The sequence below is a fragment of the Micromonospora sp. NPDC048040 genome (assembly GCF_055587185.1).
Map to the genome: position 1 here is coordinate 44,215 of NZ_JBVJGT010000043.1, position 15,175 is coordinate 59,389.

Below are 15,175 nucleotides of genomic sequence, written 5' to 3' on the forward strand. Positions count from 1 at the left end.
CGTGAGCCGGACGCGCGCCTGGTCGACCTCAGGTCACTTGAGGGTGACCTTGGCGCCCTCGCCCTCGAGCTTGGCCTTGGCCTTGTCGGCGGTCTCCTTGTTGGCCTTCTCCAGGACGGCCTTCGGAGCGGCCTCGACCAGGTCCTTGGCCTCCTTGAGGCCCAGGCCGGTCAGCTCGCGCACGACCTTGATGACCTGGATCTTCTTGCCGCCGTCAGCCTCGAGGATGACGTCGAACTCGTCCTTCTCCTCCTCGGCCGGGGCAGCCGGGCCAGCCGGGCCGGCCGGGCCGGCGATGGCGACCGGAGCCGCGGCGGTGACCTCGAAGGTCTCCTCGAACTGCTTCACGAACTCGGAGAGCTCGATCAGCGTCATCTCCTTGAACGCGTCGAGCAGCTCGTCGGTGCTGAGCTTCGCCATGTCTGGCGTCCTTTCCTGAATCTGTTAGGTAAGAACTGGGTGCGCCGCGGGGCCTCAGGCCGCCTCGGCGCCCTCCTTCTCGCGCTTGTCCGCCAGGGCGGCCGCCGCACGGGCGGCCTTGGAGAGCGGGGCCTGGAACAGGGCCGCGGCCTTGCTCAGGTTGCCCTTCATCGCGCCGGCCAGCTTGGCCAGCAGCACCTCACGGGACTCCAGGTCGGCGAGCTTCGTGACCTCGGCCGCGGAAATGGCCTTGCCCTCGAAGACACCGCCCTTGATGACGAGCTTCGGGTTGGCCTTCGCGAAGTCGCGAAGGCCCTTCGCCGCCTCGACGACGTCGCCCGAAACGAAAGTCAGCGCGGTAGGACCGGTGAACAGCTCGTCGAGGCCGGAGATGCCAGCGTCGGACGCGGCACGCTTCGCGAGCGTGTTCTTCGCGACCGTGTAGCTGGTCTCCTTGCCGAGCGAGCGCCGCAGCTGGGTGAGCTGGGAAACCGTCAGACCGCGGTACTCGGTCAGCACCGTGGCACCCGCGTTACGGAAGCTCTCGGTCAGCTCAGCGACGGCCGTGGCCTTGTCGGCCCGGATCGGCTTGTCCGCCATGTCCCTCCTCTCTCGTTGCTCGAGGCTGGTCACCGTCGTCGGCCGGAGCGTTCGACGGGAGCGGAGGCATCACGAGAACGAGAAAGCCCCGGCGCAGGGCGCACGGGGCGAGGGCCGGGCCACGGGCACAGTCGGCGGACCGTGCTCAGCACCGATTTTCGCTTACCGCCCTGCGCGGGTCGCCCGTCGTCGCGGGACCTTCGACCGTGCCGGGGCACGGTGACCAGCGGTCTCTGGGTGGAACTTCGCGCCAAGGTTACGCGAAGAGTGCCCTGACCACCAAATCGCCCCCGGGTGCACCACGTCACCCCTCCGGTGGGCCCTGGGAGCGGGCCGCCGGTCAGGGCCGGGTGCGACGCCGCCACAGGTAGGCCGCCCCGGCGACCGCGCTCCACGCCACGGCCCAGCCGGTCAGCAGAGCCACGGTCGACGCGGCCAGGTCGCCGGCGGCGGCCCGCGCGGTCGCCATCACCGGCGGCGCCAGCCACGGCGCCACCGAGCCGCTCAGGCCGAGGGCCACCGCGCCGACCCCGCCGAGCGCGAGCACGGCGACGCCGTAGCCGGCGCTGCCCGCGCAGGCGCGGCTGGCCAGCGCCCCGAGCGCCACGGCGGCGGGTACGGCCAGCAGGTGCGCCCACAGGCCGACGGCGAGGCCGAGGGGCACCGAGCGGTCGTCCGGCCCCACGGGGCCGGCGACTCCGCCGACCAGCCAGGGGAAGACCAGCGCGACGACCACCGTGCCGAGCCCGGCCACGCCGGCGGCGAGCAGGCCGGCCAGCCGCTCCCGGCGCACCCCGACCAGCGCCTGGGCCAACCGGCGCTGCACGTCGGGCTCCACGTCCAGCAGCACCTTGGTCTGCCAGGCCAGCACCGGGAAGAGCACCACCGCCGAGACGCCGTACGCCTCCCCCGGCTGGGCCCGGCCGCCGCCGTAGAGGACGCCGAGGGCCACCAGGCCCGCGAGCAGCGGCGCCAACGCCCGCCCCGTCCGCAGGAAGCCGGCCAGCCGCAGCCGGAGCAGGGCGGTCACCCCGCTCCCCCGGTGGCCGGACCGGTCGGCTCCGCCACGCCGGCCTCCGCCGCCCCCTCGGCGATCGCGACCCCGTCCGGCGTGCCGGAGGGGGTCGGCGCCCCGGGGCGTACGCGCAGGACGTGATGGCCCTCGGCGCGCAACCGGGCGACGGTGCCGGCGACCCGCGCGGCCGGCACCGCGACCTCGACCACCGCCATCGCCGCGTCGGCCGGCGGCGCGCCCTCGGTGACCGTGCCGTCGGCCACCGTCCAGCGGCGGGCGCCAGGCAGTCGGGCGATCTCGCCGCGGTGGTCGCTGACCAGCACCGACCCGCCCGTTGCCAACACCTCGGCGATCACCGCGGGCACCAGTTCCCGGGTGGCGGCGTCCAGGCCCTCCCACGGCTCGTCGAGCACCAGCAGGTCGGGGGTACGCAGCATCGCCTGGGCCAGGCCGACCTTCTGGGCGGTGCCCTTGGACAGCTCCGGCAGCCGGACCCGGCGGAACCGGGCCAGGCCCAGCCGGTCGGTCCAGTGGTCGACCGCCCGGCCCGTCGCCGCCGGATCGAGGCCGGCGACCCGACCCATGGCGGTCAGGTAGCGCTCGACGGTGAAGGGCTGGTCGGCCGGGAAACGCTCCGGGACCCACCCGACGTGTCGGGGCCGGTCGACCACGCGCCCCCGGCTCGGCCGCAGCACCCCGGCCGCCACCTGGAGCAGGGTCGACTTGCCCACGCCGTTGCGGCCGAGCACGACCACGACCTCACCGGAACCGACCCGCACATCCGTCTCCCGCAGCACCCACGGCCCGCGCCGCCGGTACCGCAGCCAGACGTTCTCCAGTCGCACCCGGCCGAGCATGCCACAGCGGAAAGGGAACGGGGCGCCGCCACGATGTGGCGACGCCCCGTCACGGGTGCTGCGGGTGCTCAGCCCTCGGCCGGGGCCTCCTGCAGGTTCTTCACCAGGTTCGGGTCGACCGGGACGCCCGGGCCCATGGTGGTGGTGAGGGTGACCTTCTTGAGGTACTTGCCCTTCGCGGCGGACGGCTTGGCCCGCAGGACCTCGTCGAGGACCGCCGCGTAGTTGTCGATCAGCTGGGTCTCGGAGAACGAGGCCTTGCCGATGATCAGGTGCAGGTTCGAGTGCTTGTCCACCCGGAAGGTGATCTTGCCGCCCTTGATGTCCGCGACGGCCTTGGTGACGTCCATGGTCACCGTGCCGGTCTTCGGGTTCGGCATGAGACCGCGCGGGCCCAGGATCCGCGCGATCCGGCCGATCTTGGCCATCTGGTCCGGCGTGGCGATCGCCGCGTCGAAGTCGAGCCAACCACCCTGGATCCGGGCGACCAGCTCGTCGGTGCCCACCTCGTCCGCACCGGCGGCGGCGGCCTCCTCGGCCTTCGCGCCGGCGGCGAAGACGATCACGCGGGCGGTCTTACCGGTGCCGTGCGGCAGGTTGACCGTGCCGCGGACCATCTGGTCCGCCTTGCGGGGGTCGACGCCGAGGCGCATCGCGACCTCGACCGTGGCGTCGAACTTGACGTTGGTGGTCTCCTTGGCCAGCTTCACGGCCTCGGCGGGGGTGTAGAGCTTGGACCGGTCGACGACCTCGGCGGCCTTGCGGTAGCTCTTGCTGCGCTGCATGTTCTGGTAACTCCTGTGGTCTATGGCGGGCCGCGGCGTCCGCGCGCCCTCCCACGAACTGGATCTGGCGGTGACCGGGGTCAGTCGGTGACGTTGAGGCCCATCGACCGGGCGGTGCCGGCGATGATCTTCTCAGCCTGGTCGACGTCGTTGGCGTTGAGGTCGGCCATCTTCTTCTCGGCGATCTCGCGTACCTGGGCGCGGGTGACCGAGCCGACCTTCTCCTTGTGCGGGACGCCCGAGCCCTTCTGCACGCCAGCGGCCTTGATCAGCAGCCGGGCGGCGGGCGGGGTCTTCAGCACGAACGTGAAGCTGCGGTCCTCGTAGACGCTGATCTCGGCGGGGACGATGTCGCCCCGCTGGGACTCGGTCTGCGCGTTGTAGGACTTGCAGAACTCCATGATGTTCACGCCGTGCTGGCCGAGCGCGGGGCCGACCGGCGGCGCCGGGGTGGCCTGGCCCGCCGGCAGCTGAAGCGTGAAAGTCTTGACGAGCTTCTTCTTCGGAGGCATGTCTCTTCCTGGGGCTTGAAACTGGGAAAGGTGCCGGCCGCGGGCGCGCACGGTCAGCGCGATGCGACAGCGGCGACGTTCTAGGGTAGCGCAGCGTCCCGCCGCCCCTCCCGCCGAGGTCGCACGGGCGGGTGGAACGAGTACGCCGGCGGCGGGCTGCTGCCCACCGCCGGCGACCGGGACCTCAGATCTTGGCGACCTGGTTGAAGTTGAGCTCCACCGGCGTCTCGCGGCCGAAGATCGACACGAGCACCTTGAGCTTCTGCTGGTCGGCGTTGATCTCGCTGATCGTCGCCGGCAGCGAGGCGAAGGCACCGTCGGTGACGGTGACCGAGTCGCCGACCTCGAAGTCGAGGACCTTGATCTCGGGCTTGGCCTTCTTCTGCTCGGTCTCGACGGCCGGCGCCAGCCACTTCAGCACCTCGTCGAGGGAGAGCGGGGCCGGGCGGTCGGCCCGGTCCGTCGCGCCCACGAAGCCGGTCACGCCCGGCGTGTTGCGCACGCAGGAGTAGGACTCCGCGGTCAGCTCCATCCGGACCAGGATGTAGCCCGGGAAGACCTTGGCCTGCACCTGCGACCGCTTCCCGTTCTTGACCTCGACCTCTTCCCGGGTCGGCACCTCGACCTGGTAGATGTAGTCCTCCATGTCGAGGCTCGTGATCCGGGTCTCGAGGTTGGTCTTGACCTTGTTCTCGTAGCCGGCGTACGAGTGCACCACGTACCAGTCGCCCGGCGCGTAACGCAGCTTCTGCCGCAGCTCGGCGACCGGGTCGTAGTTCTCGTCCGGGGCGGGCTCGGTGGTGGGGAACTCCGGCTCGCTGGCGGCCTCGACCGACTCGTCACCAGCCGCCGTCGCCACCGTGGACTGCTCGTCCGTGGTCTCGGCGGTCTCGTCGTACTCAGGCACGCTCGCTCACTTCCGTCACTATCGGCTCAGTCGGCCGGTCAGCTGGGGTTGCCGAAGACCCACAGCACGCCCTTCGCGAAGGCGAAGTCCAGGCCGGCCACGATCGTCAGCATCACCGTGACGAAGGCGACCACCACGGCCGTGTAGGTCAGCAGCTCCTTGCGGGTCGGCCAGATGACCTTACGCAGCTCGGCCACGACCTCGCGGATGAATCGGGCGATGCGACCGAACAGACCGACGCGATCGGTGTCCGTCTTGGTCTTGGGCCGGCTGTCGGCCGACTCGGCCTTCGCCCGCGACCGCGTCGCGGTGCCGCCCCGGGAGACCGGCTCCTCGGCGTCGGTGGCGTCGTCGTCGGCCACGTCGTCGACGACCTCGTCGTGCAGACGGTCGTCGCCGGCGTCCTCGCCGCGCCGCTTCTTGTCGGCCACTTCGCCCTCCGTCGCGGGATGTCGGGTCGCACGCGGTGGGCGTGCGCAGCGCTTGGTCACGCCGGCCGGACCAACCGTCCCGCGACGGGCCGCGGCCGGTGGACCGGCCGGACGGACCCGAATGCCTCGGAACCACCCCGCCGATGCCACCACCACGGGCCGGACGCCGCCCTGCGGCGGCGCGACCCACGGGAACGGTCAGGCCTGAGGCGCAGGGGTGACAGGACTTGAACCTGCAGCCTGCGGTTTTGGAGACCGCTGCTCTGCCAATTGAGCTACACCCCTGTGCGGCAACGCTCACCCCGCCCGGTCAAAGGACCGTGCAGGGGTCACTTGCCCCACGGCGGACCAGTGTACGGGTAGTCGCACGACTTTCCCAACCGGTCTGCCCATCGCGCGTCGCGCGCCTGGTCAGCGGGCCGTCCGGACGGTCGCCCGGGCCTGCGAGAGCACCTTCTCCCCCCGGCAGGTCGCGGTCACGTCGAGCCTGGTCAGGCCCTCCTCGGTGACCTCCCGGACGACCGCCGTGACCTCGATCTCGGTGCCCTCGTCGTCGTCGGGGACGACCACCGGCCGGGTGAAGCGGACGTTGTAGTCGACCACCGCGTCCGGCCTGCCGGCCCACTCCGTCAGCGCGCGGCCGACCAGCGCCATGGTGAACATGCCGTGGGCGATCACGCCGGGCAGACCCACCTTGGTGGCGAACCGGTCGCTCCAGTGGATCGGGTTGAAGTCCCCCGAGGCGCCGGCGTAGCGGACCAGGTCCGCGCGCGTCACCCGGAACGTCTTAACTGGCAGCTCCATCTCAGCCCTCCCCGCGTACGACGAGCTTCGACCAGACGGTCACCACCGGCTCCCCGGTCGACGTGCCGACCTCGGTGCGGGTGGTCAGGAAGTCGTGCCCGCCGCGGCTGCTGACGTCCTCGACGACGCAGACGCAGACCAGCTCGTCCCCCGCCACCACCGGACGGGTGTAGGCGAAGCGCTGGTCGCCGTGGACGACCCGGCTGTAGTCCACGCCGAGGGCCGGGTCGTCGATGATCTGCTGGCTGGCGGCCATGCTGACCACCACGGGGAAGGTCGGCGGGGCGACCACGTCCGGGTGGCCGAGCGCGCGGGCGGCCTCCGGGTCGTGGTGGGCTGGGTCGGCGGCGCCGATCGCCGTCGCGAACTCACGGATCTTTTCTCGGCCCACCTGGTAGGGGGCGGTCGGCGGGTACGTCCGGCCGACGAAGGACGGGTCCAGGGACATGCCGCGAACCTACACGCAAAACAAGATCGCCGATCCGTACGGGGCGACGGCGGCCGGAGCCGCGCCGTCCTGACGGACCGGCGATCGGGAAGTGCGGGGACCGGGCCGGCGGAGCCGGCCGCGGGTCAGCGGGTCTCGCGGTGGACCGTGTGCTTGCCGTCCCGCGGGCAGAACTTCTTCAGCTCGATGCGGTCCGGGTCGTTACGACGGTTCTTGCGCGTGATGTAGTTGCGCTCCTTGCACTCCACACACGCCAAAGTGATCTTCGGCCGGACATCGGTCGCCTTCGCCACGGCGGAGTGCCTTCCTCGCTACGGGTAACAACTACGGCGCATCAGCCTACGCGCTGACCACGCGGACATGCAAAGTGGGCGCCTGTGGCGCCCATCCCACCGGCCACCGGGAGCTAGCCCGGTGAACGAGAGTAGCGGTGGCCGGACTTGAACCGGCGACACAGCGATTATGAGCCGCTTGCTCTGCCATCTGAGCTACACCGCCGTGGCGGGTCCAGCCGGACCCTCTGAGCCCCCTTACGGAATCGAACCGTAGACCTTCTCCTTACCATGGAGACGCTCTGCCGACTGAGCTAAGGGGGCCTGCGCGATCTCCCCGGGGGTGACGCGCAGGGGATACATTACACGGCCGTGCGGCGGAGATGAAATCGGATCCCCCAGAGCCGCGTTTCCACAGCTCAGGGCACGACGCGCAGCCGGGGCAGCTCCCCGGCGGAGATCGTCTCCGGATCCACCTGGGCGCCGAACCAGGCCTCCAGCCGCTCGTACGGCAGCGGCCGGCTGAACAGGAAGCCCTGGCCGATCTCGCAGCCGATGTCCTGGAGCAGCTCCAGGGTCAGCTCGCTCTCCACCCCCTCGGCGACCACGGCCAGGCCGAACTGCTGGGAGAGGGTGACCACGGCGTTCACGATCGCCAGGTCGCCCGGATCCGTCGCCATGCCCTGCACGAAGGAGCGGTCGACCTTCACCTCGTGCACGGGCAGCCGGCGCAGGTGCGCCAGGGACGAATCCCCCGTGCCGAAGTCGTCCACCGACAGCCGTACGCCGAGGTCCCGCAGCCGCCGCAGGGTCGGGATGGGCCGGTCGGTGCCGTCCAGCACCCCGGCCTCCTTGATCTCCAGCGTGAGCCGTTGCGGCGGTACGTCGTACTCGTCGAGCAACTCCTGCACGCGGGCCGGGAAGTGCTGGTCGGTGAGCGTACGGGCGGAGAGGTTGACCGCGACGGAGAGCGGCTGGCCGGCGTGCGACCAGTCCCGGCTGCGCCGCAGCCCCTCGCGGAGCACGAACTCGGTGAACCGGCCGAGCTGGCCGGTGTGCTCGGCCACCGCGACGAAGTCCTCCGGGGCGACCGACCCGTGGGCCGGGTGCTCCCACCGCGCCAGGCACTCCACGCCGACCAGCCGGCGGTCCCGCAGCGTCACCTTCGGCTGGAAGTAGACCTTCAGCTCGCCGTCGTCCAGCGCCCGCCGCAGGTCGCCGGCGAGCCCCAGCCGCCGCAGCGACCGGGACTCCAGCGCCGGACTGAACAGCTGCACGCTGCCCGGCACGGACTTGGCCGCCGTCGCCGCCAGGTCCACCCGTTGCAGCAGGGAGGCGGCGTCGCTGCCGTGATCCGGGTGTACGGCGACGCCGACCGCCGTGTCCACGTCCAGGGTGAGCGCGTCGAAGACCATCTCGTCGCGGATCTGCTCGCGCAACTGCGCGGCCAGCTCCACCGCCGCCTCGGCGCTCTCCAGCCGCAGCGTGACCAGGAACTCGTCCCCGCCGGCCCGGCCGACCAGGGCCGACGACGGGGCGCAGGCGCGCAGCCGGTCGGCGACCTCGGCGAGGACCTTGTCGCCGGCCGCGTGCCCCAGGGACTCGTTGACCTGTCTCAGCCGGTCAACGTCGAACAGCAGCAGCGCCACCACCTCGCCGGGTGCCCGGATCTTGACCGCCTCGTCCAGGGCGCCGGTGATCCGCCGCCGGTTGGGCAGCTTGGTCAACGCGTCGTGGTACGCGTCGTGCCGTAGCCGGTCGACCAGCCGGGAATTCTCCAACGCCACCGCCGCGTGCGCCGCCACCGTCTCGAACAGGGGCACGTCGGTGCGGACGAAGTGATTACTGTCACCGAGGCGGTTGGCGACCTCCAGCGTCCCGATGACCGCCTGGCCGGACCGCAACGGGATGACGATCACGTCCTTGACGCGCTCCGCCGACAGCGCCGCGCGCAGGTCTGCGTCGGTCATCAGGCCCCGCCCGACGGCCACCGTACGGCCCTCGTCGCGAGCGCGTTCGCGCAGCGCGGCCGGCGTCTTGGCGAAGTCGAGCAGGCCCGGGTCGTCGTTGCGCGCCGTGAGCAGCACCTCCGGGTGCCGCCCCTGGGCGGGCAACCAGAGGGTGGCGTACTCGGCCTGCATCAGGGCCCGCACCCGCCCGAGGAGGGCGTCGGGCAGGGTCCCGTACTGACCGCTCTCGCTCACCGCGCGGCTCAGTTCGTACATGTCGGCGAGCGTGCGGTGCTGCCGGAAGAACTGGGCGTACGCCCGGTAGACGAGCGCCAGCGCGGCGACCAGGACCGCCAGCAGCAGCAACGACCACCAGGTGGCGGCGATGAGGATCAGGACGATCATCCCGCAGGCGATGTTGATCGCCGCGGCCAGCAGTCCCGGCGGGGACTTCCGGAAGACCTCGCGCCCGGCCTGCCAGCCCTGGAGCAGCGTGTGCACCCCGGCGATCGCGGTGAGGCTCACCAGGTTCACCATGCTCGCCGCGACGAACAGGGTCAGCCAGGTGGCCGGACCCACGCCCTGCACCGGTGGGAACGCCTGGAGCACCAGGACCGCCAGCGAGGAGCCGGCGGCGGCCCGGGCCACGTTGAACCAGAACTTCGTGGCGGTGGAGGGGTGCCGCAGGTGGGTGATGATCGCCGAGAGTGTGTAGATGGCGACGACCGTGAGCGGCCGGACGAGGAAGAACGCCAGGACGAGCGGGATCTCGTTGAGCGTCATCCCGATGGACTGCCGCCGGACCGTGAAGTTCAGCACCGGCATGCCGGCAGCCACCATGGCCACCAGCAGCAGCACTGCCAGTGGCCATTCGCCGAACGGCTCCGGGGCGACCAGGCCGACGACCGTGGCGCAGACGACGGCGAGCATCGCCAGCGGCCCGGTGATCAGCCAGGCGTACTCCGTCGAGCGGGGACCGGTGCGGCCTCGACCCGCCATGCCGCTCCCCTCACCGGCCGCGCCGGCTCACATCATCGACGTCGTGTTTCGTCAGAGCTTGGGCATGTTCCAGACGAAATCCAACAACTGGGCGTCGCCGACGTTCGAGGCGTCACCGACGAAGACGCCACCAGCCACGGCGGCGAGTACGAAAAACGAGCCAAGCAGCCGGCCCAGCCTTCGACCAGACATGTTTGCTCCTGTCAGGGAAGTGTCACGGGGATGGTGGAGGTTCCACGATCGTGCCACAAGGCAGGTACCCAGAAAAGCCGTGCGCCTGCTGGCGGCCCGAGCGTCGGTGACGTTCCGCCGTTCGGACCACCACCCTCGTCGCAGCAGACCAGATCACGAGCCTGCGACGGCCACCACCCACTTCGTACAGTGCCGAATACGACCTTCGACGCATACCGCTCGGCGACCGGGCTGGCAGGGGTCGGCCGATCGTACGGCTACCACCCATCAGTCGCCCGGGAAGCCGCACCACCCATCCGGACACGCGCCCGGGCATCGACCACCATACCCGGTCTGCGCCATCGCACCAGTGTCGAGACACCATGCGTCCGATCGGTGGAGGGCAATGCGGCCGGAGCGGCGGATCCGGATAATCCGGTCACGATCGGGGCTGCGGGAGCGGACGCCTCCCGTCCGGCGCCGCACGGGCCTCGCCGGCCGTCCGGATGTGCGTCGGCTCCCCGTCGATGCGGTTGACGTAGACCCGAAGCAGCACGGCGACGCCGTGGCCCGGACGCCGGGCAACCTCCGTCGGCGGGACGCCGGCATCCGGCCAGAGCGAGGCCGCCGTATGACGTAGGTCGACCTAGTGCGCCGGGGAGGGCGCCTCGGGGGGACGGCCGGCGGCGTGGCGGGCATCGGTGAGGGCGACGGCGAGCAGCACGAGCGCGGCCACGACCGCAGCGGCCAGCGGTGGGGCGAAATACAGGGGAACGGCGGCAACAGCCAGGGCGACGATGGCGACGACGCGGCGGAGGGAAAGTCGGTCGAACACGATGCGTTCCAGACGGATGCGGCCGTAGAGGAACAGCGCTGGACCGCCGAGGATCGCGACGAGCCACACCGGCTCGGGCCGGCCGCCCGGGTGTTTCAGCACGATCTCGAAGCCGACGGCGGCGGCGACGATGCCCGTCACCATGACGACGTGGGCAGTGCCGGTGGCGCGGCCGGCGGCGTACCGGTCCCCCGCCGCGGCGACGGCTTCGGCGAGGACCTGGCCGGAGCGGTAGAAGTAGATGCGCCACAACAGCACCGTCGACAGGAACGCCACCACGAGCCCCGCGGCGGTCGCTGCGGTGACCGGCTGGTAGGTCAGCGTGAGGCCGACGGCGAGCACGGTTTCCCCGAGGGCGATCATCAGGAACTGCTGGTAGCGCTCGGGCAGGTGGTGGCGGCTGTCCATGGCCCACGCACTGATCTGCGCCGGCCGGGCCATCCCCGGCACCGGCCAGCGCAGCTGCCCGGCGACGATGTCAATGGTCACGGCGACCCCCCACAGGGCGGCCCGGGTGCCGCCGGTGACGACCGCGCCGGCGAGCCAGATCACCGCCGTGGCCGCGTACCACAGCACTGACCGGAGGTAGAGCTGCCGAAGGGGGTGCCCGCGCAGCGCGGGCATCAGGATGAGCGGCCGGCCGCACTGCAGGATCACGTACGGCAGCGCGAACGCCCACCCGCGGCCCACGAACGCGTACGGCAACGAGGTCGACATGACCAGCAGACCGAAGGCACTGGCCAGCACAATCCACTGGATCTTGCGGCGGCGGGGGTCGAACCAGCTGGTGATGTGCGCGGTCGTGATCCACAACCAGATCAGCGGCAGCGACAGCACCAGCAGGAAGGCCATCGACCGCCACCGGACGACAGCGTCTTCGCTGACGATGTCCCGGGTGACGCGGCTGACCACCCCGGCCAGGGCGAACACCAACACCAGGTCGACGAACAGTTCCAGGAAGTTGGCCTGCCGCACGTTCTCGCGACGTTGCAACAGGTCCTGACCCTGTCCACCGCCTTCCGGATGTCCCATACCGCTCATACTCACCGCCACCCGCCCGGCTCACCGGGGGTTGGACGTCGTACACCCGGAGGGAAGCCGCACACCGGTGACCGGCAACGGCTCCTGACCCGGCCAGGATGTCGTACGAAATCTTGGGCTCGCCCCCAGACGCCAGGTCCGGTCCCACCTGGTGCGTGACGCTCGGTCCGGACGACGTGGTGATCTACAAAGTGGGACAGGGGCCGGGCGGTTACGTCGTGCTGTCGGGTTTGCCGTTCGTCGCGTCTCTGGCTGCGGCCCCGGCCCGAGCCGCCTCGGCCTGCCTCCCGATCAGGTCAGTCTTGCCGGCCGATCGGGACCAGGTGCAGGTGATGGGTCCGATGGCCGGGGCATTGGCTCGCAGAACCAGTGCATGACCTCAGCACGGTAGGGCCAGGAGCAGTAGTCCAAGGGCCTCAGCAATTCGATGCAGGGGCGCGACGACCCGGGGTCCGCGACGCCGACCATGATGCGCCCAAGGCCTCCGACCAGCATGAACGTCGACAAACAGGGGTACGGCGACACAGGGGCCGCCAATTAGGATCTGGTAACCACACCGGAGGGGGTCAGATGGAGACATGGCGTGTCCTGGCGGCTGTCATCGTCGGCCCGGCTGTGAGCCTCATAGGCGTCGCCCTGGCCACCAACTTTCGCGGCGTGACGGAGTGGCACGTGCGGCGGTCGATGTCCACTGCGGGGGTGCTGCGGCGAGTTCCGCCATGGCGCTGGCTACCAGACGTCCCCTACGAGGAGCGCCTGGGGCGCTTCATCCTGTTGGAACGGGTGATCGGCGTCGTTTTCGCAGTTGGCGGCGCCATGATCTTGATCACTGTCGGCTACAGCATCTTGACCGGCCAGCCGATGCGTACGGTGAAGTAGACAAGCTGACCGCAACCGCCGGCTGATGCGGGTCCAAGATCTTTGATCTTCCGCGCGGGAGCGCCTCAGGGCTTCCGACTGCCGCGCCAGCCCAACCCCTGGTTGGAGGCATCGCAACGCGCTCATGCGCTGTAGCGCGTGGTCCACGTCCGCTGCTGGAGGTGCCACCCGCGTGACGCCTCGTGCTTGATTAGGACGCAGGCGATGGGGAAGTCCAGGCCCCCTGCCTCGGCGATGCGGTCGGTGAACCACTCGTACAGGTGCCGTGTGGCGAACCGGCCGGCCTGCTGCAGCCGTCCGATCTCGTCGACCTTGATGCCGCAGTTCGCGAAGGCGGACCAGCCGAACCCGAAGCGGTTGAACCTGGTTGCATAGAGCGATTCACCGAGGCTGTTGACACGGATATAGCCGCCGTCGCGGTCGGCGGCAACGAGATTGATGCCGAAGGCTCCACGGTCGACCTCCAGCCTGAAGATCAGCGCGCCGGTATCGGCGTGATACGGGTAGCTGAAAATCTCCCGCAGTTCCTCGATGGTGTCGTCACACTCGGCATCGATGTTCCTAACAATCTGCGCCCGGATGATGTCGCTAATCATGTCGATGGTCCTGACGTAGCCGGTGGTACGGATCATGCTGCCGCTCGCAAGATCCGCGAGACGAAGCCTAGGGCCGGGCCGAACCGGAGCAGACACACCCGGTTCACGAGGCCGAGGGCGTTGATCCCGGTGCCACGTAGGTGACACAGCCAGCGAGATCGAGCGGGCTAGAGCAGGACTCAGCGAGACTCACGAAAGAGGCCCTCGACCGGCGTTCACACTGGTCAAGGGCCTCTTTCTGCACCTGATGGCGGGTAGAGATTCGAACCTCCGTAGCTTTCGCGACGGATTTACAGAGAGCGCGGGATCTTGAGTGCTGCACCGCCCGTGACCAGCGGCTTTCCTGCGATCTTGAGCGCCGATCCGGTCGTGTTCCCGTGATGTTCCCGCAGCGGGAACACTCAGCGCTTTCCATCTGGGGTACCGGGTCAGGCGTTGGGTGTCACTCGCGGGTCAGTCCGGATGGCAGCGCGTCTTCGTCGGGTCGGACCCGGCGGGCGTTGGCCAGGGGGTCGCGTTGGAGGGCGTTGATCAGCGGTTCCGGGCCGCCGACGCAGGTCCAGGTGTCGTCCCAGAGTGCGGAGACCAGCCATGATCGATCGGCGGGGAAGAACAGGTCGGGTAGCGATCCGCGGTGGTGGCGTATGTGACCACCGGTCCGCCAGGTGAGGGCTTGCTCGGGTCCGGCCTCGACCAGCACGTACGGCCAGTTCCAGTAGAGCGAAACCTTTGGAGCGTGGGGAAAGACGATGTCGTGGGCGCCGGTGTCGAGGTAAGCCAGCCACCAGGGCTGGTCGGGGTGTGCGTGATGAGGTCTTCGACCAGGGCGTGCTCGTAGGCGGCGGCGGTGACGTCGTCGGCCTGGTACGTGGTGGCGTAGGCGTCGAAGATCGGCGGGATCGCGGTGGTGATCGAGATACCGGCAGTGGTGTGACCAGCGATCCACTCCACATCGCTGGCGGCGCCGATCCGCCAACTCCGCCCCTCCTTGCTGACCTGCACACCGCTATTCAAGACGCTGGGATCTGTCACCGCAGGGCTTTCCCGATCCGGTCGTTCACCCCGTCCTCTCCCCCATCGATGCAGTTCGCGTACACCCGCAGCAGGACGGCGACGCTGTGCCCGAGGCGGCGGGCTACCTCGGTCGCCGGGACGCCTGCGTTGAGCCAGAGCGAGGCGGCAGCGTGGCGCAGGTCGTAGGGCCGGCGGGCGAGCGGTGAGGCGACCTGGGCCGGGGTGAGCGCGTTCTCGCGGGCGAGCTTCCACCAGCGGTCATAGACCGACTCGGACAGCGGACCGCCATGCAGGCCCCAGAACAGCCGGCCGTCTGGTGCGGTTCCGTGGTCGGTGATGTGCCGGTGCAGCAGGGCGACGAGCTGCGGCGGGATCGGTACAGGGCGGGTGTCCTTGCGTGCCCGGTGCTTGAGGCCGCGCCGCTCGTGTGTTTGCCCATCGTCGGTCCAGGCCGAGCCAGCGCGGGGAGCAGTGCCGGCCAGGGTGATTCGACCCCAGCCGTATTCGATCTTCTCGTGTCGACACGCGCCGACCGCTGGCACCGTTGGGCTTGACCCGATTCGACGGACAGGGTCGATGTGTTGATCTTCAGGCTACCTTGAGGGCGGGTAGCAACCGGATGCTGGTGCCGTTCTCGTAG

General features: G+C 70.2%; 18 protein-coding genes and 3 tRNA genes. 1 reads left to right on the forward strand and 20 read right to left on the reverse strand.

Features of this window, described 5'->3' with window-relative positions:
- Positions 1-33: 33 nt before the first annotated feature.
- From rplL to ACZ6O2_RS28140, 17 genes are all read right to left on the reverse strand, one after another.
- Positions 34-420 carry a 50S ribosomal protein L7/L12 gene (gene rplL, locus ACZ6O2_RS28060; RefSeq protein ID WP_466024940.1) on the reverse strand — a complete coding sequence of 129 codons (387 nt, stop codon included), beginning with the start codon at positions 418-420 and terminating at the stop codon, positions 34-36.
- Positions 421-474: 54 nt separating this feature from the next.
- Positions 475-1,020, reverse strand: coding sequence for a 50S ribosomal protein L10 (rplJ, locus tag ACZ6O2_RS28065; protein WP_350682013.1), 546 nt, complete (start codon positions 1,018-1,020; stop codon positions 475-477).
- A gap of 340 nt (positions 1,021-1,360) precedes the next feature.
- The gene (locus ACZ6O2_RS28070) at positions 1,361-2,050 is read right to left on the reverse strand and encodes a hypothetical protein (protein WP_350711550.1); all 690 of its coding nucleotides are present in this window, start codon (positions 2,048-2,050) and stop codon (positions 1,361-1,363) included.
- Positions 2,047-2,880 (reverse strand): ABC transporter ATP-binding protein, encoded by an 834-nt coding sequence (locus ACZ6O2_RS28075; protein WP_466024941.1) that lies wholly within the window; start codon positions 2,878-2,880, stop codon positions 2,047-2,049. The genes ACZ6O2_RS28070 and ACZ6O2_RS28075 overlap by 4 nt, the downstream gene beginning before the upstream one ends.
- A gap of 80 nt (positions 2,881-2,960) precedes the next feature.
- Positions 2,961-3,677, reverse strand: a complete 717-nt coding sequence (gene rplA, locus ACZ6O2_RS28080; protein ID WP_350711554.1) for a 50S ribosomal protein L1 — start codon at positions 3,675-3,677, stop codon at positions 2,961-2,963.
- Between the two features lie 80 nt (positions 3,678-3,757).
- Positions 3,758-4,189, reverse strand: coding sequence for a 50S ribosomal protein L11 (rplK, locus tag ACZ6O2_RS28085; protein ID WP_350711556.1), 432 nt, complete (start codon positions 4,187-4,189; stop codon positions 3,758-3,760).
- A 184-nt stretch (positions 4,190-4,373) separates the two neighbouring features.
- On the reverse strand, positions 4,374-5,096 hold the full coding sequence (gene nusG / locus ACZ6O2_RS28090) for a transcription termination/antitermination protein NusG (protein ID WP_350711557.1): 723 nt from the start codon (positions 5,094-5,096) through the stop codon (positions 4,374-4,376).
- Between the two features lie 38 nt (positions 5,097-5,134).
- The gene (gene secE / locus ACZ6O2_RS28095) at positions 5,135-5,527 is read right to left on the reverse strand and encodes a preprotein translocase subunit SecE (protein ID WP_350681616.1); all 393 of its coding nucleotides are present in this window, start codon (positions 5,525-5,527) and stop codon (positions 5,135-5,137) included.
- Positions 5,528-5,739: 212 nt separating this feature from the next.
- Positions 5,740-5,812: transfer RNA gene (locus ACZ6O2_RS28100), tRNA-Trp, on the reverse strand.
- Between the two features lie 126 nt (positions 5,813-5,938).
- Entirely contained in the window at positions 5,939-6,331 is a 393-nt protein-coding gene (locus tag ACZ6O2_RS28105) for a MaoC family dehydratase (protein ID WP_466024942.1), read from the reverse strand.
- 1 nt (position 6,332) lies between these two features.
- Positions 6,333-6,779: a MaoC family dehydratase N-terminal domain-containing protein gene (locus ACZ6O2_RS28110; protein WP_350711559.1), complete on the reverse strand. Its 447-nt coding sequence runs from the start codon at positions 6,777-6,779 to the stop codon at positions 6,333-6,335.
- A gap of 125 nt (positions 6,780-6,904) precedes the next feature.
- Positions 6,905-7,072 carry a 50S ribosomal protein L33 gene (rpmG, locus tag ACZ6O2_RS28115; protein ID WP_013288652.1) on the reverse strand — a complete coding sequence of 56 codons (168 nt, stop codon included), beginning with the start codon at positions 7,070-7,072 and terminating at the stop codon, positions 6,905-6,907.
- A gap of 132 nt (positions 7,073-7,204) precedes the next feature.
- Positions 7,205-7,277, reverse strand: a tRNA-Met gene (locus tag ACZ6O2_RS28120).
- Between the two features lie 25 nt (positions 7,278-7,302).
- Positions 7,303-7,375: transfer RNA gene (locus tag ACZ6O2_RS28125), tRNA-Thr, on the reverse strand.
- Between the two features lie 95 nt (positions 7,376-7,470).
- Complete coding sequence (locus ACZ6O2_RS28130) at positions 7,471-9,999, reverse strand: putative bifunctional diguanylate cyclase/phosphodiesterase (RefSeq protein ID WP_350711561.1); 2,529 nt, start codon at positions 9,997-9,999, stop codon at positions 7,471-7,473.
- 51 nt (positions 10,000-10,050) lie between these two features.
- Positions 10,051-10,191, reverse strand: coding sequence for a hypothetical protein (locus ACZ6O2_RS28135; RefSeq protein WP_350711563.1), 141 nt, complete (start codon positions 10,189-10,191; stop codon positions 10,051-10,053).
- A gap of 625 nt (positions 10,192-10,816) precedes the next feature.
- Positions 10,817-12,037, reverse strand: a complete 1,221-nt coding sequence (locus tag ACZ6O2_RS28140) for a low temperature requirement protein A (RefSeq protein ID WP_466024943.1) — start codon at positions 12,035-12,037, stop codon at positions 10,817-10,819.
- A gap of 579 nt (positions 12,038-12,616) precedes the next feature.
- Here ACZ6O2_RS28140 and ACZ6O2_RS28145 point away from each other — a divergent pair.
- A complete protein-coding gene (locus tag ACZ6O2_RS28145) occupies positions 12,617-12,925 on the forward strand; it encodes a hypothetical protein (RefSeq protein ID WP_466024944.1) in 309 nt (102 codons plus the stop codon).
- A gap of 122 nt (positions 12,926-13,047) precedes the next feature.
- On the opposite strand, the gene ACZ6O2_RS28150 is transcribed toward ACZ6O2_RS28145, so the two are convergent.
- The 3 genes from ACZ6O2_RS28150 to ACZ6O2_RS28160 form a co-directional block, all read right to left on the reverse strand.
- Positions 13,048-13,557 carry a hypothetical protein gene (locus tag ACZ6O2_RS28150; protein WP_466024945.1) on the reverse strand — a complete coding sequence of 170 codons (510 nt, stop codon included), beginning with the start codon at positions 13,555-13,557 and terminating at the stop codon, positions 13,048-13,050.
- Between the two features lie 406 nt (positions 13,558-13,963).
- A complete protein-coding gene (locus tag ACZ6O2_RS28155; RefSeq protein ID WP_466024946.1) occupies positions 13,964-14,221 on the reverse strand; it encodes a hypothetical protein in 258 nt (85 codons plus the stop codon).
- A gap of 328 nt (positions 14,222-14,549) precedes the next feature.
- A complete protein-coding gene (locus tag ACZ6O2_RS28160; RefSeq protein WP_466024947.1) occupies positions 14,550-15,077 on the reverse strand; it encodes a tyrosine-type recombinase/integrase in 528 nt (175 codons plus the stop codon).
- Between the last annotated feature and the right edge of the window lie 98 nt (positions 15,078-15,175).

What these genes read in the sequence shown, in the direction of transcription:
- rplJ (WP_350682013.1), bottom strand. Translation starts at nt 1,020, where the DNA reads ATGGCGGACAAGCCGATCCGGGCCGACAAGGCCACGGCCGTCGCTGAG.
- ACZ6O2_RS28150 (WP_466024945.1), bottom strand. Translation starts at nt 13,557, where the DNA reads ATGATCCGTACCACCGGCTACGTCAGGACCATCGACATGATTAGCGAC.
- ACZ6O2_RS28135 (WP_350711563.1), bottom strand. Translation starts at nt 10,191, where the DNA reads ATGTCTGGTCGAAGGCTGGGCCGGCTGCTTGGCTCGTTTTTCGTACTC.
- ACZ6O2_RS28105 (WP_466024942.1), bottom strand. Translation starts at nt 6,331, where the DNA reads ATGGAGCTGCCAGTTAAGACGTTCCGGGTGACGCGCGCGGACCTGGTC.
- ACZ6O2_RS28140 (WP_466024943.1), bottom strand. Translation starts at nt 12,037, where the DNA reads ATGGGACATCCGGAAGGCGGTGGACAGGGTCAGGACCTGTTGCAACGT.
- ACZ6O2_RS28110 (WP_350711559.1), bottom strand. Translation starts at nt 6,779, where the DNA reads ATGTCCCTGGACCCGTCCTTCGTCGGCCGGACGTACCCGCCGACCGCC.
- rplK (WP_350711556.1), bottom strand. Translation starts at nt 4,189, where the DNA reads ATGCCTCCGAAGAAGAAGCTCGTCAAGACTTTCACGCTTCAGCTGCCG.
- ACZ6O2_RS28130 (WP_350711561.1), bottom strand. Translation starts at nt 9,999, where the DNA reads ATGGCGGGTCGAGGCCGCACCGGTCCCCGCTCGACGGAGTACGCCTGG.
- ACZ6O2_RS28145 (WP_466024944.1), top strand. Translation starts at nt 12,617, where the DNA reads ATGGAGACATGGCGTGTCCTGGCGGCTGTCATCGTCGGCCCGGCTGTG.
- rplL (WP_466024940.1), bottom strand. Translation starts at nt 420, where the DNA reads ATGGCGAAGCTCAGCACCGACGAGCTGCTCGACGCGTTCAAGGAGATG.
- rplA (WP_350711554.1), bottom strand. Translation starts at nt 3,677, where the DNA reads ATGCAGCGCAGCAAGAGCTACCGCAAGGCCGCCGAGGTCGTCGACCGG.